Genomic DNA, 23460 nt, shown 5'->3' on the forward strand with positions numbered 1-23460 from the left:
TATTTTCATTATTTAACTTGAGCAACATTTTCAAATGCTGGATCAATTTTTAAATCTTTAGGCAGTTCTGTTTTAACGTAGTTTTTAAGTACTAAATCGTGTTTAATAAAGAAGTTTGAATCAAGAATATCAAGTGGTCTGAATAATCTTCAATCTGATTTATTTTCCGGTTTATCAGATACACAAAATTCAACTCAGTAAGTTGGTTTTGAAACCTTCTTAATTTCTTTTTTAACTTCTTTAGTCTCTTTATCTGAAGCTTCAGCTTTTGCGTCTTTTTCTTCTTTAACTTCTACTTCTTCTTCGGTTTCGATAGTACCTTTAATTATTTGAACGTTGTTTACTCCGACAGAGAATAAAGCTTTTGCATATAATTGGTTTAATGAATATTCATTACTATATGAAGTTGAAATACCTTCATTAACAATTTTAATAATTCTCTCGTAGTCTTGAGTAAGTTCTTTATTTGATTTAACAGTTTTCATAATTTCTGCATAGATTTTATTTAATTCTTTTGTTAAAGTTTCTTTTTCTTGTGCAGAAGTTGATTTTCTGATTTGTTCTCTTTTAGCTTCGACTTCAGCTTGGAAATCAATCATTTTAGCCTTAATAGGTTCAAATTTCTTTTGTTGTCCAATAAGTCAGTTTAACTTATTTCTAGCTTTGTCAACAGCTTGTTTTTTAGCTTTCTTTGGATCTTTTTCATATGCACTAATTGCATTATCTAATGCTTTACGTGCACGTTCAATAGCTAATTCATAAGTAATTACAATACCACCATTTCTGTAAAGTCCCATAAATCATAATCCAGGATTATGTTGAATGAAAGCAATCGGATCTTTAGAGAATTCAGCAATTTCGTAAGTTGGTAATGTATCTAATAAATCATCTTTGTTGAAGATACGGTGAGCATCATCAGGTGTAGATGAAGTAACATAACGGTTTTCTAATAAGTTAAGTGGACCAAATCCAAGAATAGCACCATTTTTTTGTGCTTCTGCAGTATCTTTGTATTTAAATGGATATGTTTGAATAATATTAATAAATTCTTGCAGAATTTCTTCTGGTTTTGGATTGCTTAAAATATATGAACCATATTTTTCACTAAGGTTTTTTAAGAATGAATCATAAACGAATGAAGGAATACCATTAAGTGAAATTTTTTCTGGATCTTTAAATGTAAATGAACCATTTTTTCCTGTGATTCATCATTTTTCATCATTCTCACTTTGATTTTTAATAATGTAATCTGACATAAAAGGAGTGAATTTAATGTAGTTTTCTACAATATTTTGCACTTCTTCTCTAGTTGTTGGTTGTTGACCAGCATAATCTTCATAATCAACGATTAAAGTTGAACGGTAAGCAGCATTTAAGTTAGTTTGAACTGAAATTGTAGGTTCAATTGAACCACGTTGAATATTTCATAAAGTAACTTTTGGTTTACCATCTGGTGATTTCATAAAGATTTTGAAGTTATCTTCAAAAGCTTTTTGAACACGTTGTACAACTGGTCAGGTTTTTTCTGCTTTTTCTTTACCAATTTGTTGGATTAATTCATCTTTAGTCAAGAGTTTATATGTATATTGACCAGTAATTTGAACTACATCTTTAACATACTTAATAGCAAAATCATTGTTTGCGTATAAAGGATCTTGTCCGATGTATAAATCATAAGAAGCGAATGTATAAGACACTTTCTTTGAAGAATATAAATTATCTTGTAAATCTTTTAAGCTTTTATTACCTAAATTTGATAATTTAGGTCTGTTTTGTTCTGTCATTGGATTATTTACTACATATTGTTGTGCATATTTAATATAAACTGAATCATTATATAAACATGACACTGCTGATAACGGAATTGCTGCAGTTGATAAAGCACCTAAGCTGATAAGTAGTCTCTTTTTAAAATTCTTTTTGAAATTCATTTTAATAGAACATTTCTGTATATTTAAGTGATTTAAGTCCTGAATAAGTAATAATAGAACCTAAAATTGTAATTAAACAACAGAATGCTAAACCTCCTATCATGTATGATTCTGTTACATAGTATGCATTAGACACTTCGATTGCAACTGAAACGTCATTAAATAATTTAATATATCCTTGAACTTCGTGAATACCAATTGATAAACCGATAATTCCTACAATACCTAAGATTGTAAAAATAATTCAAGTGTAAACTTTTCTTTTGTAATCTTTCATAATCTATCCTTTAATTGTTGAACCTTGTCTACTAATAGCTCTCATAATGTTCTTTCTGAAGAATAAGTATACAAGGAACATAGGAATAACAGAAATAACAACAGCAGCTAATTTAATGTTAGTTGTTAATGGAATATCAGCAGCACCATCAATTCTACCAGCGTTAAATAATCAAATTGACATAACTTCATATTTTTGACCGTTGATTGTTGAAAGAACACTTGGTCAAAGGTATGAGTTTCAAGATGCAAGAGATGTAAGAATAACAATAGTTAATGTTGTAGGCATAACCATTGGGAATGCAATTTTAAATAAGTATTTAGCTCCACTTGCACCGTCGATTAATGAAACTTCTTTAATTCTTCCAGGGATAGCTTCAAAGGCATTACGATACATGTTTGTATTAAAAATACTTGCTGTGAATGGGAATGCCATAGCTAATAAGAATGTAAATCAGTTAACATATAAGTTTGTTTCCAAAATCATTTTGTATTGTCCACCAAGAAGTGCAACTTCAGGGAGAACAAGAAGTGATAACGCAATAAATCAAGCAAAGTTCTTACCACGTCAGTTTCTAAGTGCAAATGCATATCCCATTAAGAATGTAATTAAAATCTTAAAGAAGACAGAAACTAAAACATTACCAAATGTAATAGCAATTGATAAGAAGTAAGATGTGTTGAATGCTCTTGCATAAGTGTTAGCAACCACTTTGCTTCAAGAAGCAATAATTTGTGAAGGAACACCGTTGCTATTAATTTCAATAGTTGTACCGTTACCAAAGTTTGGTAATAATTGAAATTCTTTTGAAAGAGAAGCAGCTTGCGTATCATCCATAAATGAGATTGAAAGCATTAAGAAGAATGGGAATAAAATAATTACTCCGAAAAATGATAATAATAATATTTTAAGTAAAGATGAAATGATTACTTTACTTACAGATCTTTCATGGACTTGAGAAGAAACACGTTCTTGATTTTTCTTAAGTTTATTTCTTAGAAACTTGTTCTGAATTCTTAACTTTAACTCAAACATTTCTTTCTCCTAAATTATTAAGTGTTAATTGTGCCATGAAGAATCCACCACGTACGATTGATGAATATGTAACCCCAACGATAAATAAGGCAATTGATGCAGCACCAGAAAGTGCTAATTTACCTGTTGTGGTTGTGTAATATACATAAAGCATAAGTGAAGCACCACCATTTTTAAGTGCTAGTGCAGGTTGGTTGTTGAACAATGCAAGAGGGAAAACTTTTAATCCACCGATAATTCCAAATGTGATTAAGAAGTTAATTGTGCTTTTAATTGAAGGAAGTGTAATTGAGAAGAATTGTCTAAATTCACTACATCCATCAATTGAAGCTGAACGGTAAAGGTTCTTATCAACTCCAAGCATTGCTGTTGTATAAATAAGAATGTTAAATGCTAAACCACTTCAAACTCCATTACCAACCATTGGGAATAAAGCGTTAAAAGTGAATTTATCATTTGAGTTTAATCAGTCTGTGTTACCACCAAAAATACCATTAAATAAACCAGCTGGGCTGAATACTTGAATGAAAACAAGTGAGACAGCAACGACGTTGGTAATATAAGGCATAAAGAATACTGATTGTCAAAAACCTTGTGCAGATTTTCTATAAAGTTTCGCGATAACTGATGAAACTGATAATGAGATTGTCATTGTAATAGGTAAAACGAAAATACCATAAATAAATGAGTTTCTTACACCGACTGCAAAGTCTTGGTCAGTGAATACAGTTACGTAGTTACCTAACGTAAAAGAACCTGTAGATGTGGTTAATGAGTTGACTATGTTATATAACATCGGAATGATTGTAAATAAGATAATCAATGTTAACCCAGGTGCTAATAACATTAATGGTTTTCACACTGGAGTTCTTCTATCTAAAATAGAGTGTGATAATGTAAACTTTCTAGAAGCATCTTTTTTAAGTCTTTTTGTGTATAAGAACGGAATCTTGTTAACAATACCATTAAAAATGCCACTAGTTTGCTTCATATTCTACCCTTTCTTCTGTATGGGCGTCAAAAATATGTAATTTACGTGGAGGTAAATCGAAGTAAATTTTATCTCCTACATTGAATTGGAATTTGTTATTTAATAAGAAGTTAATGTTTCCAACACCTTCTAAGTAAACAACTAATTTACTTTCTTTACCAAAGTTTTCTTGAACTACTACATCACCTTCGAACATGTATGGTTGTTCTGCAGTTTTAATGATGTAATCTTCTGAACGCACCCCAACATTAAGTGATGTTCCATTTGGAACTTTTACTTTAATTCCAGGTATTTCTTTACCTGCAACAAATAATTTATCATCAATAAATTGAGATGAAATAAGTCCCATTTCAGGCATACCTAAGAAACGAGCAACGAATTGGTTTTTAGGTTTGTTGTAAAGTTCAATTGGAGAACCAATTTGTTGTACTTTAGCCATAGACATACATACAACAATGTCACTAATAGACATAGCTTCTTCTTGGTCGTGAGTAACGAATACTGTTGTAATACCAAGTGATTGTTGAATTTGTCTAATTCATTGACGTGTAGAAATACGTAATTTAGCGTCAAGGTTTGAAAGTGGTTCGTCCATTAAAAGAATTTCAGGTTTTTTAACAATAGCACGAGCGATTGAAACACGTTGTTGTTGTCCCCCTGATAATCTTGTTGGTTTCTTTTGTAAGATTGGAACAATTTCAACACGTTGAGCAACTTCCATAACTTCGTTGTGGATTGCTTTTTTCATTGAAATGTCATCTTTAGCTCATTTTTTAATTTCTTGTTTTTGTTCATCACTTAAAGTACTATTAGCTTCATTGTTTCTAAGTTCTTTAAGTGCTGCTGTTAATTTATATTTCTTTTCTAAAGAATTTAAAATTGTTCTAAAGTTCTTTTCAGCAACTACTGGTAAACGTTTTGAATCTTCTAATAATTCTTTATATTCAGCGTTTGTTTTAATAGTTTCTTTAAATTCTTTTTTAGTAGCAAGATATTCAGCTTTTAATTGAGGAAGTAATTCACTGTATTTAACTTGAATTGCTGCTCTTTTTAAAGCATGTTTGTATCTAAATTCTGTTTTGATAGCTAATTCTTCAAGTTTAATAATTTTAATTCTGTCTTTTAATGAAACAGTTTTAAAATCGTAACTAATTAACTCAGTTGCAGCTTGTGCTAAGTAATTTAATCTTTCTTGAATTTCTGCTTCAGATTTTAAAGTAACGTATTTTAATGTTTTAGCAGTATATCTATCAAGAATTTCAGCGTGATGTACTTCACCTAATAATCCTAAAGATAATTCTGTTTGATATTTTTCTTTAGCAGTAGCAATTTTTTGCTTTGTATCAGTTCTTAAGTTTTTAAGTACTTTTAAAGTGTTTTTAGCTAAAACTGAGTACTCTGATTGTTCGTGAACTTGAGCTACTTTATAAGCTGTATGAGCTTTTTCTGATTTATCTACTAAATGAGCATATAGTTCATTTAATTTATGTGAATATAATGATGCTGTATCATTTCATAAATTAAAAGCATGCTTAAGTGATTCGATTTCTTCATTTGTAGCATTAAGATTTTTTAATAAAATTGCTTTAATTTCTGTTTGTGCTTTTAAGCGTTTTAAAATAGTTTTAGTTTGTCAGTTTTCATCATTTTTTAAAGGGAAAGCGATATTTGCATAAACACTCATGTGTGGATAAAGTGCATAGTTTTGGAAAACGAAACCAATTTTACGTCTTTGAGGTGTAAAATCTGTAACATCTTTCCCTTTAAATAATATTTTTCCAGATGTAACTGTTAAAAGTCCAGCAATTGCGTTAAGAGTAGTAGTTTTACCACTTCCAGATGGACCAAGTAATGTAACTAATTTTCCTTCAGGAATTTTAAAGTTAGCATTATCTACAGCTAATGTTTCACCAAAGTCGATATTTAAATTTTTTAATTCGATTGCAGGAACTAATTCTTTTTCTGCAGCATCGTAATATTCTTTGGCATACATTTCAATTCTGTTTAAATCTTTTTCAGAAACTTTAACCTTTAAACTTTTGAAATAATGTGTCAAAAGACTTTTTATTTTCATATGTACCTTTCGTTTTATCAACCATAATCTTAATTAGCTTTTTCAAGAAACTTCATAACATTTTCTCCTGAATCTTTTCAGAAAATTTGTCATCCATTGTTCTTTTTACTATTATACAGATAAGTTACAACACTTTGAATATTTAAACCATTACCTATATAGTGGAAAAATCCTCTAGAATTATCGATTGCGATATTAAACGCATCGTAAATGTGTGGATAAACATCGTGTTCGTATGTATTAGGTAAAACAATTAATTTTTTTCATGTTTGACCTGTTTCATATGGATATGTATATCCTGCTTTAGTAATTTCAGTTGCATAAGAAACATCAAATGTTCCTTCTTCAGTTCCATAGAATAAATCACCTACAACTCTTCCGTAAGGGTCTGAATTTGATGAAAGATATACTCTAACATTTCTTCCTTTAGGGAAAGTTTTTTCTGCATATACTGTAGAAAGCATAGCGAATTGATATTCAAATGGAGAAGATTCAACTGATTTTTTAGAATCACCAACTGCTTTTTCAGGTGTATCAATTCCAACTAAACGTAGTTTTAATTTACCTTGATTTAATTGAATACTTCCTTCTTTTACATTGTGATATTTAGTAGGTTCGACAGAAACTGTATCACCATCAGCAACACCAGTTACTACACCATCAATATAAGAAACATTTTCTCAGTCAACTTTAATGTGTGTGTAGTTTGCAGGATCAATTGCTACTTGTTTTCTGAACTCACCTAAAGTTGGATTAACATTAACTTCATGAGAGAATGTTAATTCTGCTGATAAAGGATAAGAAGCTGAAGTTCTAATATTTACAGCTTGATCACCAAAGAAAGCATTATAAAGTAATGTAATTGATGAATTAACTTGTTTTACGTCAGCAAATCCATCGTGAGTTCAGTTTTTATAACCTGCATCTATACTTTCTTTTTCTTTATCTCCGTAAACACCTAAATTTAAATTCTTTCCTAAATTAATTAATTCAACTCTGACAACCATTGGTTGTTCTTCAGAAATCTTTTTACCATATTTAACTTTAGCGGTGAATGCAATATCAATATTTTGAATATCATTTGGAATTTCGTTGGGTTGAATATTTAAAAATAAATTATTTGTATTATTTAAATTAGGAACTGCACTAAGTAATTTTTCTTTGATTTGTGAATTTAAAATTTCATTAATTTGTTTTCTAAATCCAGTATTAAATTTTCTTGATTCTCCAATATTTTGAGCACCTTTGTCATTTCCAGCATACATAACGTATGATGTTTTTTTGGTTTTTGAATCATAGTTTTTTTCAACGATGATGTTAAATTTTTTAGCATCATTTAAGTTTACTGTAATGTCAGCAGGGGTTTTAGGTTGTGGAACTAATAAGTCCACTTTTGCAGGGTCGCAACCTTCTGCAGACACAGGAATAAGAGCGAAAGCACCAATTGCTGGTGCACCTATTGTTAAGAGTTTTTTAAATAATTTCATTTAAACTCCTTTACTCTTTTTTGTTTTTGAATAAAAATATAATTTGTCGAACGACAAATTATATTTATAAAAATTAGTTTTATTGTTCTTGTTTAACTTTAAGATCTTTTGTGAAGTCTTCAAATGTAGGAAGTTTTTCACTACCTGAAGCTGCAGCTTTTTGAAGAGCGTCTAAACCAGCTCTAATTTGGTCTCTGAATGTATCAGATTGTGAGTCTGCAGGTTCTTCGTATAATTTAACATTTGAACCTTCTTTGGCTGTTTCTTTAAATGAGTCAAACGCTGTAAATAAGTATTTGTTTGATCCAAATAATGTTTTTAATGTGTTAGCATCGTAGTTTTCGTAACCTGCAACTGGGAAAATATATCCAAATGCTTTTTCAATGAATTTAACTGGTGTAGTTGTATATTCCATTGTTTTTCCGTTGTATGTGTATGTAAATTTAACATCACCAGATTCAACGATTCATTTAACGAATAATCTAACAGCATTATCTGAATCTTCATTTCCTCTAACACCGATTAATGAAGGTCCTTGTCCAAAGACATCACCAACTTTTGTTTCATCACTTCAGAAGTAAGGTGTAGGTAATGCTCCTAATTCATTTTCTTGTAATCTTCTTGATCCATCGATAAATTCACTTGTAAATCCTAATGATTCCATTGCTGTTTTAAGAGCTGGTGTTACAGTTTCGTTTGAAATTGGTGAAGGAACACCATCTTTAACTACGAATGTTCAGTAAACTGTTTCACCATCACCGATTTTTACATTTCCAGCAAAGTAAGGACTTGATGCAAATTTTTCAACAAGAGCTTTATCTTTTAATAATGTATCGTTTTGAGCAACATCAAATCAGATTGCATTATCACCAGCTTTGCTATATACAGCTTTAAATTTAGCTTCGTCTTCTTGTGTATTAAACACAATAGCAAATTTATCCTTTTTAGGATCTAATTGTGTACCAGCAGGAAGAAGAGGGTTATCGTATCTTCCTACATAAGCAACTGCACCTTCACGTTTTTTATCTTCCTTATCAGGAGTGTTTGCAATTGTTCTGAAAATGTTTCTGTTGTCTTTAATATCATAGTTGAGTTCAAGAACTTTACCGTTTTTGAAAATTCATCCTGTTGAGTTTTTGTCATAGAAGTTGTGTGCATATCCAGCTGTTGAACCTGTTGAGAATGCAAATTTGTGTTGTTTTTGTTCTGTTGATGAGTAAACTCCACCAGGTTGAAGTACTAAACCACCTGATTTAACAGCAGCTGTAATTGCTTCATAAACTTTTTGTGCATTAAGTCTTGCTACAGAAGCTGAACCTGGTAAAAGGTTATCGAAGTTAACTTTTTTAATTCCGTCAACAATTTGCATGTAGCTGAATGTATCTTCCATTTTTCCGTTTGCTAAAGAGAATAAAGCTTGTCCAAATAATGCAGGTGGACCATCAATTCCAAATACGTGTACTCCAGCTTCGGCTGGTTTACCTTCGTTATATGAGTTTTGGAATAATTTTTGCATGAATGAAGAGAATTTTAATAATTCGTCATATTTTGTAAAGTATGATTTACGGAATACAGCAAATGATTTATCTTCACCTTTAGACATTTCTTCAGAAACTAAATCTTTAATATTGTTTACAGGTAATCCTCATTGTGTTTTAACACCATCGAAATCGTCTTTTCCTTCTTTTTCTAAATCAGCGTAGAATGCTTTTGTTTCTTCATCATCAGCGATTTTTCCACCGTTATCTACTAAGTTTTTAAGTAAGTAGTATAAAACAGGTTTGTTAATAGCTGTAACGTTTGTACTTTTAAGCATTGGAAGAACATATGTTGAGTTATTAACAACGTTAGCAATTTCGAAGTTTTGTTGTTGGAATTCTTTTGAGAATTTAGTAATGTCTAAGTTAAATTCAGGTTCTGGTGAGTTGAATGATAACAACATATTATATGCTGCAAGTGTAGCAGCTGTAGGTGGATAGTTAATAATAAGGTTAGGCATTGTTTTTGATGCTTTAGAACTTAAATCACGTCTAATTGAGTCTGAACCTTGTGTATATCCTGAACCTAAACCTTTAAGTTTAAGTTTTTTAAGAGCAGGTTGTGTTGCTTTGTTTTTATCTACATAGTCATTAAAAGCATCACGTAACCCTTTTAATGCAGCACCTTGAATACCATTTTCTGAGAATGTGCTACCTAATGTGATTTCTGCATTGTTTTCTAATGTAAATGAATTAGAAGCTGAAGGGTTTGCACCATCGGCAGCATTAGCGATACGATGAGCTTCTGTTAATCCAGCAGCAGTATCATCTACTTCGCCACCGCCTCCTCCTTCACCTTCTCCTTTGTCCGGTTTACATCCTGCAGATAAAAGAACAAAAGGAACAACTGGCAATAATGAGCTTGCTCCTAAAACTAATTTTTTTCAATTGATTTTCATAGTTTTTTATCTCCTATTTAAAGTTAAATAACTAACTTTAGTTTGCAAAGATATTTATATCTTTGATGTTAATATTCAAAAATTATTTACAGTAATATTATATTTAATATTTTGATGAATGCAAAAAATACGTAATATTAATAAAAAATTTCCATATATTTCCATATTTAATATAAAAACCAGCTTTTTGCTGGTCATTTTTTATTTTTGTAAAACTTTTGAATATAAACCTTCAACAAATTTTTCATATGTTTGTGGTTTTTTACCATTTGTTCCAAGAATTGTGTTTGTAACTGCATCAAAAGCTGCTCTTAATGAGTCACGGAATGTAGTTGAACCACTTGCTGCTGGTTCTTCATATAAAACAACATCTTTGTCTAATGCACCATTTTTAAAAGTATTAAATGATGTGATTAAGAAATTATTTTTTCCGTACATTAATTTGATTTCTTCATCAGTTGTATTTTCATATCCTTTAATTGGAGTGATGTAACTGAAGCTTTTTGCAATAAATTGTTTTGGAGTTAATAATTGGAATTTATCTGGTTTTTTAGGATCGATAATGAATTTAGCTTTTTCGTCAGTGATTAATCATTTAGCAAACGCTTTTGTTGCTAAATCATCAATTTCATTTGATTTAACTCCAATTAATGATGGGCCCTGAGTAAAGATAACTTTTGTTTTATGTTCTCTATCTCATTGTAATGGAGCTGGTAAAGTAATTAATTCATTTTCATTTAATTGGTTTGTTGTGTTTAATAATTGAACTGTATATCCTAAAGATTTAGCAAAATCTAAAATTTCTGGTTTAGCATTACTATTATTTAATTTTTCTGTTTTTGCATTATTAATAATAAATAAGAATGCTTGTTTTTTATCATCACCACCTATTTTTAATGTACCTGCATAATTAGGATGAGATTTCATTTTTTCAATCATCTTTGTGTCTTTTAATAATTCTGAATTTAATTTAAAAGTAAATGTTAAAGCATTGTGAGATTTATCAATTGCTCCCTTAATTTGTTCTTCATCTTTTTCAGATAAAGGTTGTATATCATAAATTCCAATTTTATGTGTTTGATTATTTAATGAATAAATAGGACTTTTGTATTTACCTAAAATTCCTAATTGCCCTTCTGCATCAGTTTTATCTAATGTTCTAAAAGACTGATAATTAGTTGCAATATCATAATTTACATCAAATAAAGTGTTTGTTGGAGAAACAAAACGATATCCTTCATCACCGTTTTTATAGTAGCTGTATTCATATCCAGCTGTTGAACTAAGTGCAAATGCAAACTTGTGTAATTTTTGTTGGTTAGAAGAATATGCACCACCAGGTTGAATAATAATAGCACCATCTTGAGTTGCTTTAACTAAATCGTTATAAATTAAACGTGCATTTTGTGATGCAACGTCATTATTTTGAAGCCCATCAAAAGCAACATCAATTACACCGTTATTTGTATATGAATAACTGTGTGTGTTTTTTAAATCACCCTCTGCAAGTGAAGCCATACTTGCTTCAAATACAGCAGGCATATCATCAATACCAAACATGTGAACAGCTGCTTTATATGGTTCATTTTGGTTGAATGAATTAGCGAATAATTTTTGAGCAAAGCTGCTGAATTTTAATAAGTCTACATAATTTTTGAATATATTTACATCAAAGATAGCTGCTGAATTACTTGATGTTAATTCTTCTGCAATAATATCTTTAATATTTAAGACCGGAATGTCTCATAAGCTTTTAACACCGTCTCAGTCACCTTTACCTTTTTCTTCTAATAATTGATAAAAGTCTTTAGTTTCTTGATTATCTGCTAATTTACCACCGTTATCTAAAATGTTTTTAACGATGTAGTAAAGTACAGGTGCATTAATTGACATAATGTTAGTACTTTTAAATAATGGTAATGAATATGTTGATAAGTTTTCAATATCTGCAATTTGGAAGTTTGCATTTGAAAATTGTTTTGCAAAGTTAGTAATATCAACGTTTAATTGTGGTACTACTGAGTTAAATGATAAGAGCATATTTTTTGCTGCTAATTTTGAAGCAATCGCATTATAGTTAATCGCCATATTAACAAATGTTTTTGTTGATGAAGCTCCTGCATTTAAGTCAAGTTCTAATGTATTTGCTGCATTAGGATATCCTGAACCTAACACTTTAACAACTACTGGTTTTAAAAATGGATTTTCTGCTTTATGTTGTGCTACGTATTCATTGTAAGCACTTACAAGTGCAGCAATTGCTTTACCTTGAAAACCAGATTCAGAAAAACTAGTTCCTAATAAGATAGATTCTCTTTCATCAATCATAAAACCTGAACCTTGAGAATTAGCACCATCCATAGATGCATTAATTCTACTTTTTTCATTTGTCCCAAATAAATCTGTGTGAGCTAAATCTTTTTCAGAATCAAATTCAAAAGCATCTGCATAACTATCATAAAGCTCTGCAACTGTTGTACCAGCTACTTTATGTTCTTGTTTGTTTTCTTGTTTATCGCTTGCTGGTTGTTGATTTTCATCTTTACAACTAGTAGCTACTAAACTAGTTGTAACTCCTAAAGTTCCTGTTAATGTTAATAACCATAAATATCTTTTTTTCATAATTATCTCGTTTCTCCTTACTTCACTTTACAAATTAGCAAGGAAACTTATTATACTCAAAATCAGAAACTTCAAAGCAAATTTTTAAAGTTGTAAAATGTTAAAAATTTGTGCTAAAATAAAGCCTTTAATTTAATAAAAAAAATACATTTGATACGTTTTTACACGTAAAATGTACTTTTTTCTATTAGGTAAAGATTTTGAAAATAAATTAATTTTTTACAAAAAATCTTTTTTCTATTTTTTAGGAAATTATTACCATATTAGTTTTTATTTATTTTTTGGTTTCTTATTAGTTTTAACAAGTCCATAAATTGTTAAGCCAGCTGAAGTTCCTAAAATAGCAAGTACTAATCATCAGTATCACGGTAAACGATCAAGTGGCATTCTATCAGTATTCATTGCTGATTGGAATACTTTTGATAAGTTTTTATAAACTTTTGAACTAGTTAATTTCTTCATTGCTTTTACATCTTCTCAAGAATAATCTTCTTTTGATTTATTTACAATGTTAAAGTAATTACTGTTTTTAAGTTCTTCTTGAAGTTCTTTGTAAATTGGACCTAAATTTTCAACCTGATTAATTGCGTTGTTAAATGCTGTTTCATCATTATTTAATAAAGCATTAACAATATCTTGTAAAGCTCGAGCATTATTCTTAAGTTGATTTACTTTATCGTTATATTGAGTTACTAATGGATTATTTGAATCTGTAGCTGTTAAATCTTTTAATTTGTCTATTGAATTATTAAGCTCAGTAACAACTTTGTCATATTCAGGTTTATCTTGTGCGTCGCTATTTAAGAATTTATCCATATCTAAAGTAGCATCTTTTAAATTATCAAGATTATTTAGAATGTTTGAAGCGTCTTGTAATTTAGTTTGATCAACACCTTGGTTAATTAAATCTTTAATTTTGTTTTGTAATGATTCAATTTCGTTTTGTGAGTAATTACTTGGATTGCTATCTAACAATTCTTTAACTTTTTCATTTACATCATTTGCAGCATTTGTAGCGTTTGTAATTTGTTCTTTGTAATTTTGTAACACTTTATCTGCTTCTTCTTTAGTTTTAGCATTATTTCATGCTGCTTTAATTTCTTCTTTATATTTATCTGAAATATCTTTCATTTCATTTAGAATATGATCGATTTTATGAACTTTTTTACCATCACTAGTAAACTCTTGGTCTGAGAACTTGCTAATTTCATCTTTTAAATCTTTTAATTTATTTAAAAGTTCTTGCAATTTATCAGTTGCACTAGCATCAGTAGCAGTTTCTTGATCCGAAACTATTTTTTGTTGTTCAAGAGCTTCTTTTAAGGTTTTATTATATTCATCTTGTAAAGCTTTAGTTGAGTTATAGAAGCTATTAGAATTCTTAAAGTTTTCAAAGTCTTTAAGTTGATTATCAGCATCAGTCAAAATATCTTGATATTTATCTTTTCCATTTAGAGCTTCTTCAGCAGCTTTAAGATTATTTAATAATTGATTAATTTGGTCAGCTTGGTTAGTTTCGTATACTGGTCCAGTTGCTTTATTTAAAACATTATTAACAGTATCTAATAGTTTTTTAAAGGTTTCTTGTTTATCCGGATCAGCATAAACATAATTAATATTACTAATTGGATTACTTAAGTAGTTTGGATCGAGTTTGTTAATGTAATCTTGAGCTTGTTGCATTGCACTATTTAAAGCATTAGCTTGAGCAATAATTGGTGTAATAGCATTTACATCCTTAGCATTAATAATCGCTTGTTGTAACGCTTCTTTTTGAGCGTTATTTAAGCTATTTAATTTATCTAAATCGTTTAATGCATTAACTTTAGCATTACTTAATAATTGTTTTTGAGTTTGAGCATCAATTTGTTCTTGAGTTGCTTCTGGATTATTAGCAACAGTTTGAGAATCATTGGTTGCTGGTGTGAATCCAGAAACTGGATTAGTTAACTCTGGAGCTTGTTCGATTGCATTATTTAATGCATTAGTATTCATATTGTGTTGTAATACATTAATATTTTTAAGAACATCTTGGTAACTTGGATTATCACCAAGAGCTTCAGCAGTTTTAATTGCATCTTTTAATGCATTTGATTTATCTGGCATTGCTTGAGCTTTTTCCAGAATTTCTTTTAATGCGTCTTTTTGTTTATTTAACTCATCATTTAATTTGTCTAACACATTTTGTAAAGCTTGAGCAGCTTTATCATAATCAGCTTTAGTTAATTCGTGATTATCATTTAATGCATTAGCAGCAGCAATAGCATCAGCCAATTCTTTTGCATGTGTATGATCTGGATTTTTTGGATCTCCAAAGGTTGGCAATAACTTATTAGCTTCTTCTAATGCTTTAGCAAGAGTATTTCGATCAATTCCATTTAATAAATCTTTAGTTTGTTCTTCAATTTGTGCTTGAGTTTTTTGATCAGGATTTGCTAGAGTTTGATTTGCAGCAGCAATTTTGTCTAATAATTCTTGTGAAGGATTAGTAATTGCTTCTGCTTGATTTTTAGCATTATTAAGTTCGTTTAATGCAATTTGTTTATTAAGTTCTTCAGCAACTTTGTTAAAGGTTGCTTCTGGTTCATCTTTGTAATTTCCGTTTGGATCTCGTAGCATTGCTTGAGCTTGTTTAATTACGTTTTGCAATTCAGGTCTTTGTGGATTTTGTTTAAGAGCATTATCATATGCTTCATAAAGTTTTTCTTTTTTAAGTGCTTGAGCTAATTTTTCTTGAGCAGCTACATAATCAGCACGATGAGAATTTGGATTATTTAATGTGGTTGTGATTGGATTAAGAATATCGTTAACAAATGTTTGATTTTGTTTTAATGCATCCGGAATATTTGCCATTGCATTTTGTAAATCATTTTTAGCTTCTAAATCTCTTAATTTAGTAATTTCTTTAACTAAATTAATTGCTTTAGCATTTGGATCCGCTAACATTTCTTCAGCTTCTTTGATTGCATTACTTAAGTAATCTTGCATTGGAGTTACTGTTTTAGCTTTAGCAATTTCAGCTTTTAAAGCATCTTTAATTTGTGAAATTAATTTTTCTGCAACTTGAATTTGTTCATCAAGTTGATCAGCAGCATTTTGATAGTATGGTTGATCTTTAACAGGGGTTTCATTCATTATGTCATTTGCTGCATCAATAGCTTTTTGTAATTCATTCTTACGATCACTAATTGTCATTTCGGTATCTTTTAAGTTATCAGGAATAACAATTGAACCACTATTTAATAATTGCATAACTTCGTTAGCTTGAGCTATTTTTTTAGCAAGCGGTTCACGCACTTCATCGTTTCTTAAATTTTCTGTAGCTTGGTTAACTAATTCATTTGGAGTTAAAGCAGTGTTTTGTAAGCTTGAAGTTTCTAAACTTGGTTGAACTTCTTTAAGTTTGTTAGCAACTTCTTCTGGTGATAATTGTGATTGATCTCCAATTGCATCTAAAATCTTTTTAGCATCATTATAAGCAGTTTGTAATTTAGGAGTTTTATCAGTAATTTTATCTGCTGAGTTAACTGCTTGAGCTAAGTGGAAAATACCACCAGCTAAATCAATATTGCTTGCAGCTTGTTTGACTGCATTAGCGTGTTCTTGAGTAATTGGATCAGTATCTGGAGTTGCAGCTGAAATTTGATTTAAGATTTTTTCAGCTTGAGCTTTCATTTGGTTGTATTGTTCTTGTAATGCTTCTGGTTGATCTTTTGGAATAGCATTAATTTTATCCATTGCTTGATATACTGGCTCAAGATTATTAGCTTTATTTAAAGCATTAGTTTGATTTGCAATTTCATTTTGTAAGTTGTTTGCATCATCTTGGGTAAATGGATTTTCAGCAAGTTTATTTTGCACTTTATTAATTAAATTATTAACATTTTGTAATTCATTATTAAGTGCTGTAGAAGCATTTGGATTAGCTTGTTTAATTTGCTCAGCTCTTTGTTTTAATTCATTTAATTTTAATGCTGTTTCTAATTTGTTAATTTGTTCAACAACTGAATCATTAGAAGCTTTTACATCACTTGCAACTGTTGATGCATTATTAATTAAATCATTCATTCAAGGAGCGTTTTTAGCTTTTGCTTCATTAATTAATTTGTCAAGCTTTTCTTTATTAGCATTTAATGTTTCAGCATCCTCAATTGTTTTTTGTAAGTCTTTTTCTGCTTTAGCAATTTCTTCAGGTGTAGCTTGCATATTATTGTAAATATTTTGAGCATTTTGAATTGCTTGTTGTAATGCATCATTATGTTCACCGTTAGGAATTGCGTTTGCTTGGTTAATTAAATTAGCTAATTTTTCTTTTTTAATAGCGTTATCTAATTTTTCTTTAGCAACAAGATAGTTTTGAGTGTCATTATTTGTTAAAGCATTATTAGCTTCAGTAATAGCATTTTGAAGTTGTGAAGAAGGGTTAGTAATTTTATTTACTTCTGCTACTGAATTTTGTAATTCGTTTCTGTTAATTGCATTTTGTAAGTCTTGCACTGCTTGGTTTACTGCAGCTTCAGTATTGTTGTTAAGTAATGATTGGTTTGCAGCAGCAATTGCTTGTTGTAAATCAGGATTAATTGGATTTTGTTTATTTGCTTCTGCAATTTTTTCATAAAGAGGTTTATTTAACAGTGCATGTTTAATTTCTTCTAATTTATTTTGCAATTCAGTTTCATTGTGTGGTGATTTTAATCACTCATTGGTTTGTGTTTTTAAGTCTTGTAATGCTTGTGGGTCTTGAGTTGTAATTTTTGCTAATTCTTTTTGGATTGCTTGTTTAAGCAATTCGTTTTTAAGATTTTGTAATGCATCTGCAAGTGCTTGAGTTTGATTTGTAACTGTTTGGTTATCTGCATTTACACCTTGAGCACCAGCTTGAGCAGGAGCTGTTGCTTGAGCTTGTTTTAAAGCTTGTTCATATGCTTGTTTTGCTGGATTATCATTTGGAAGCTCATTATATGAATCAGTATTATTTTTTACAAATGTATTTGCATTATTAAGATCGGCTTTAAGTTTGCTCATTGATTCGTTTAATGTTTTAGCTTTTTGTAAAATTGGTGCTAAATCATGAAATTGAGTTACGTCTTTAGAATTAATTTCATTGATTAAGGCTTGTTTTTGAGCTGGGTTTAGCGAATCCATTTGGTTAATTGAATTAACAGCTGCTGCTTTTAATTTACTTAATACATCATTATAAGCAGTTTGTTTTTCGGTTGCATTAATTGTAGCTGGAACTTTTGAAACATCTGTAGCTTTGTTAAACGCTTCTTCACCTAAAGCTGTCTTAATAGCAGGATCAATTTGACTAATTTCTTGTTCAAGTTGAACTTTATAACCGTTTAATTTATCATATTCAGTTTGTAAAGTTTTAACTAATTGCGTTACAGCTTCTGGATTAATATTTGCAAAGTTTTCTACATTAGCACCACTTACTGCATTATAAGCAGCAAGGAATTCAGCTCTATTAGTTGCTAATTTAAGTAATGTGTCTTCATTAGGTTGATTAACATTTAAAGCATTACATTTTGTAAGCAATTCTCTTAATTTTTGATCGGCTTCATTAAGTTTTTGAGCATTGCTTGCAAAATTATTTAAAGTAGTTAAGTGTAAAGTGCGAATATCCTTGTTAAAAATTGGTGGTAATTCATTTTCAGGTTTACTAAAGTCAGAAATTGTTGTATCTGTAAATAAATTAGTATTAAGTGTTTCATCCTTAAGTGCTTGTTTTTGAGCGGTAGTTAAGTATGTAAGTGGATTAGTTGCTGAATTGCTTAAATCATCAATTAATCCTTGTCTGTAAAGATTAATTTGTTCAAGTTCATAAGCAACCCCTCTAACTCTTTGCAATCAATTTGGTTTATTTGGATTAATTTTAACTAATGAGTAGAAATTAATTGAGTCGCTTTCATTCTTTAAGAATGTAAAGGCAGCAGTTTTTTCTGCATCTGAAACATCTTTAAAGTTTTCATTTACAAATGCTTGTAATTTAGGAATAATAAATTCTTGATTAATTTTTGTATAGAATTTTGTATCAGCTTCATTTTCAAAATTAAATGATTGCGGATTCAATTCACCTGAAGTAACCAATGATTGAATGTATTCTTGAGCTTGTTCTTTAGTAAAGAATGCTGTTCCATCAGGAAGCACGCTTCCATAATTTTCTAACACATAAAGTGGATAATCATTTACAGCTTGATAACGTCCATTTAACTGAGTAACTAATTGTTTAATTGAATCAATTACATCAGTTACTTTTGTAGCATCATAGAAGTATTCATTATAAACAGCCGCTTGACTTGGTGTCATTAATTGTAATGCAGCAGGTAAATTAGCAGGTTGTTTAGTTGTATCAGAAAATCCATTTGCTGTATTAGGGAGTGAAATTTGTAAAATGTCTTTTGCTGTAACTAAGAATGCTAATAAAGTTTGAGCTGGTGATGATAATTGAGCAGGTTCTGTATTATTATTTCATTGTTCTGCTTTATCAAAGTTTCCAAGTCCATAAATTTGTCCATTACCAAACACATAAGTATTTGGAGTGTATTTATAATCAACTACAAATGGATTTTGATTATTTGCATCTTGCACTGTTGGTACAAAATATTCATTAAATAATTGTTGTAATTCTTGCATTTTAGCTTTTAAGTTAGTAGCTTCTGTAAATGCATTATTTAATTCGTTTGTTCTATTGTTTTCAGTAGCTGTTGTATCAATTGAATAAATTAAAGCAGCATAGTAATCTATTTGTGCAGCATTTAACCCTGAGTTAGCTTTCGAGGTTTCAGCAAATTTATCACTCATTTCTTTTAACTTATCTAAATCATCAGCAGTATTAGTTGCTTTTGTTTTTCAAGTTTCAAGTAAATTATTAGCATCAGCAATTGATGTAATATTTTGTTCAAGTGCTTTAGTAAAGTCTTCTAGCAATTTATCTTTAGCTTTAAATGGTGTTCAATCAGCAGTTTTTACAAATTGAGTAGTTGCTGTTGGATAAGGTTGATTTTTATTTCTAGCAGCATCTTGTCAGTAGTAGTTTACTGAAGCACTGTCTATTGTTGTGTTTGGAATAATGTAATATTCAATTCCCTCTAATGTTTTAGAAATTAAATCTGGGTGTGAGCCGTTTGGTAAATATACTTGCACACCATCAATGTTTTTAGTTGCACGAGTTTCTACTTGAGTAATAGAGTTAGTATATGGTGTTTGTGCAATTGGTGATTGATAACGATATGTATCATTTAAACTAGTTTTAGTTTGAGCAGTAGTATTTAAGAACTCAGAATATTTAATTAATAATAAAGTAATTTGAATTTTGAGTTCACGTGGTTGGTAATTTTCAAGTAATTTATAATCAGGATTTGTGCTAGTTAAAATATTATTTAAAGCTTTGATTACCACAGCTTTTTGTTCATTACTTACAGCTGTAAATCCTTCTACTTGTGCAATAGCACGTTTGATATCTGCATTTAAACCAGCATAATCTGTTGCAATTATTGGAGTAAGTTCATTTAATTTAGTTAAAAATTCATCTAAACTTGTTTGAGTGTATAAATTACTTTGGTTAGGTACTGCTGGTACATTTTGAGCTACTTGATTTACTAAACCATTTCTTGTTTTAATTAAATTATTTAAACCATCTAAATCAGTTGCAAATTTATTTCAAGGTGTACCTTGAGATAAATTATTTGCATTACTCATATCATCTCAAAGGTTGTTATATTGTGAGTTAGTAATTACTGGTTGATATTTATTAATAACTCCGTATGTATTAGTTAATGCTTGATCGATTTGAGTTAGTGTATTGATGTATTTAATTCATGGTTCTCTAAATTGTTCACCACTAGCAATAGAGTTAGTGATATTTTTAAAGAAGTAGTCTTTTAATTGTGTCTTACCACTTGCTGTAAAGTTTTTAAGATTATCAATTTGTGTTAGTCCTTGTTTGATAAATTCATCAGTAGTTAGTGTTGAACCCTCCGCATACCCTTGACCTTTGTATGCTTTCATTTGGTTAAATAATGCCACAACATTATCTACAAGTTGTTTTCCTTTTTCAGATGATTGCACACTATTTGTAATTGGATTTGTAGAAGTAAATTTAGGTACTTCTAATGTTTTTCATTGTTGTAAATCTAAAATTGCAGTAGCTAATGCTTTTCTTTGGTTTGGATCACCAAACATCATATATGTTTCAAATGATAATGGTAAACTTTGTCCACTAGCACCATCTAATCATTGATTTAATTCAAATGTTAAATCTTGATTATTATTAGTGTTATAAGTGTTAAGTTTAAATTGGTAATTACTATTAGTTTGAGTTAGTTGTGTATTTCAGAATCCAGCACCATTAATTAATGGAGCTCAAATATTTACATCATAATTTGTTTGTTTTAAATCATTAATAAATGTTTTTCAACGAGTTTCTGTATAGTTAGAAACAGTTCAGTCATTAAAAATAGCATTACGTATTGCTTCTATTTGTTCTTGATTTAATTGTTGATTATCAAAATTGTAGCTTCCTTGCGACTTGTAAATACTATTAGAGCTTGCTGCAATAGCACTATGATTTGATGTGTTTAAACTTACATCATTCAATGAAGCTAATTTTTCAAGTCCTACATTTAATTGTGGACTTGAACTTTGATTATCATAGCTTCATTGATCAGCAACTATAAATTTAATTTTACTTTCTAATCTTAATGAGTTTTGGTCTAAATAAATACCACCAACGTTATTATTAATTCAACTATCTGGTCCAGTGGTTAAACTTGAAGTATAACCAACTTGGTTTTTAAAGAATTGTGAAGTTTGTGGATCGTCATAAGTTCTAACTAATTTTAAATTACTACTGTTCATTAAATCATTGTATGTTTTAATTTCAGCAGGTCATTTTGAAATATCAGTATTAAAAATTAAATCAATGTCATAACTTGTTGCACGATCATCGTATGTTTTACCTTTAGCTTGTTGAACTTCTTCTTTTGAAACAGATGCAATTAATGTGTCTTTTCAATATAATTGATATCCATAGTTATTTGGTAAATATGAATTCTTAATATTTCTGCTGTTTGAAGCATAACTTGGCACTGCTTCTTCAACGATATTTAACTTAATTGTTCTGTGATTTGTTCTGTTTTGTGAAATAGAGTGTGTTGCAATAATATCAGTTCAGTTTTGAGATGCCACAAAGTGTGTCCCACGGTATAATGATAAAATACCAGTTACACCAGATGGTGCATTGTTTTGCATAAATGAGTAGCTATTTTGATTATTTTTATCTGTGAATAAGTATTGGTTATCTGTAGTTTCGAATTCAACAACAATAGCAGGTTGTTGTGGATTGTTTACGTTTCATTGACCACCCATTGCTACAGATCCAGCTAATAAACTACCTAAGTTATTTAAGTTTTGATTTAATGCAGAGTCAGCACCCTTAGCGTTAATCACATCTTTAATAAAATCAAATTGTAAGAATTGTGGGTTTGTTTGTGGATAATATCCATTGCTTGAGGCTGCTCTACTATATAAACTTTCTTCAATACTACTTAGTGGATTATTATTGTTGTCAGTTGTTAAGTAGTAAAAACCATTAAGAGCATTAGCGTTTCACATTACTGAATTTCATAGTGGAATTGTTGGCGAAATAGAATTATAGTTTCATCAATTAGTGAAACCACTGGCTGGTATTGTATATTTATTTCCTTGTTGCAACTGTGTACCAACTTTATATGTTGTATATGTATCGTATTTTACATTATTAACATTTGGAACATTTATTTCAGTTGGAAAACTTGGTTTAACTGGAGAACCTTGAGTTTCAAAATTATACGTAATACCATTAAAACCATTTGTTTGATATGGTTGACGGTTTGCACCGTGATAAAGCACAGATACACTTAAGGAGTTGTCAACAATTTGTAAATCACGTGTTAAAAGGATACCAAAACGAACGTTTCCATATACGTCAGATTGAATATAATCTGATGAATTATTCATATTAGGAACACCATTTCAACTTGGTTTAGCATATAAACCATTATTAAAAGTAATTCTTCAACGTCTATTCTTTCCAGAAATGTCATAGTTTGAAGGTGTTTCACCATTTTTATATTCAGTAATGTCTTGAACTAAAACGGCATTACCTCAATATTGATTGATTAATGGTTGAATACTTTCTGGATATACAGTAAAGAAGTTTGGTTGATATTGTTGACCAATTGCAGTTATATCATCAGTGTAAACGTTGTTTCATCAGAATACAGTTCTATTTGCAACTGGTTTACCAACGTATTGATATGGTGAATGACCATCATCATCGCTAAAATCTAAGAATAAATCAGTGTTATTCTGAGAACCAGATTTAATTAATGTGATGTAATCATTGAATGCAGATTCAACTGTAAATTCATCACTATTGGACTGATTTTCATTGCTTCCTGTTCCGGAAACAAGAGCCCATGGTGCAGTAAAAATTGATGCAGCACCAATAATTGGAAAAATATATTTCTTAGTTTTCTTTTTCATAATATTCTCTCTTTTGCAAAATAAATTAATTTTTTACATATAAATTATATACAAATACCACTTACATATCATTTAATGC

The 23460-nt window shown here is 29.7% G+C and carries 9 protein-coding genes; all 9 read right to left on the bottom strand.

Annotation, left to right across the window (positions count from 1 at the left end; translation table 4 throughout):
- Positions 1-8 precede the first annotated feature (8 nt).
- The 9 genes from ACPYPZ_RS02865 to ACPYPZ_RS02905 all read right to left on the bottom strand — a co-directional run bounded on the left by ACPYPZ_RS02865 (position 9) and on the right by ACPYPZ_RS02905 (position 23381).
- A complete protein-coding gene (locus ACPYPZ_RS02865) occupies positions 9-1931 on the bottom strand; it encodes a hypothetical protein (RefSeq protein WP_426461071.1) in 1923 nt (640 codons plus the stop codon).
- A gap of 1 nt (position 1932) precedes the next feature.
- Positions 1933-2208, bottom strand: a complete 276-nt coding sequence (locus ACPYPZ_RS02870) for a hypothetical protein (protein WP_426461072.1) — start codon at positions 2206-2208, stop codon at positions 1933-1935.
- Positions 2209-2211: 3 nt separating this feature from the next.
- On the bottom strand, positions 2212-3243 hold the full coding sequence (locus ACPYPZ_RS02875; protein ID WP_426461073.1) for a carbohydrate ABC transporter permease: 1032 nt from the start codon (positions 3241-3243) through the stop codon (positions 2212-2214).
- Complete coding sequence (locus ACPYPZ_RS02880; protein WP_426461074.1) at positions 3197-4234, bottom strand: carbohydrate ABC transporter permease; 1038 nt, start codon at positions 4232-4234, stop codon at positions 3197-3199. The genes ACPYPZ_RS02875 and ACPYPZ_RS02880 overlap by 47 nt, the downstream gene beginning before the upstream one ends.
- Positions 4221-6308, bottom strand: a complete 2088-nt coding sequence (locus ACPYPZ_RS02885) for an ATP-binding cassette domain-containing protein (protein WP_426461075.1) — start codon at positions 6306-6308, stop codon at positions 4221-4223. The genes ACPYPZ_RS02880 and ACPYPZ_RS02885 overlap by 14 nt, the downstream gene beginning before the upstream one ends.
- 29 nt (positions 6309-6337) lie before the next feature.
- Positions 6338-7795 carry a thermonuclease family protein gene (locus tag ACPYPZ_RS02890; RefSeq protein WP_426461076.1) on the bottom strand — a complete coding sequence of 486 codons (1458 nt, stop codon included), beginning with the start codon at positions 7793-7795 and terminating at the stop codon, positions 6338-6340.
- Positions 7796-7874: 79 nt separating this feature from the next.
- Positions 7875-10232 (bottom strand): P68 family surface lipoprotein, encoded by a 2358-nt coding sequence (locus tag ACPYPZ_RS02895; protein ID WP_426461077.1) that lies wholly within the window; start codon positions 10230-10232, stop codon positions 7875-7877.
- Positions 10233-10433: 201 nt separating this feature from the next.
- Positions 10434-12854, bottom strand: a complete 2421-nt coding sequence (locus tag ACPYPZ_RS02900; RefSeq protein WP_426461078.1) for a P68 family surface lipoprotein — start codon at positions 12852-12854, stop codon at positions 10434-10436.
- 270 nt (positions 12855-13124) lie between these two features.
- Positions 13125-23381, bottom strand: a complete 10257-nt coding sequence (locus tag ACPYPZ_RS02905; protein ID WP_426461079.1) for a hypothetical protein — start codon at positions 23379-23381, stop codon at positions 13125-13127.
- Positions 23382-23460 lie beyond the last annotated feature (79 nt).

This window comes from Mycoplasma hafezii (assembly GCF_049942695.1).
Classification (GTDB): domain Bacteria; phylum Bacillota_I; class Bacilli_A; order Mycoplasmatales; family Metamycoplasmataceae; genus Mycoplasmopsis; species Mycoplasmopsis hafezii.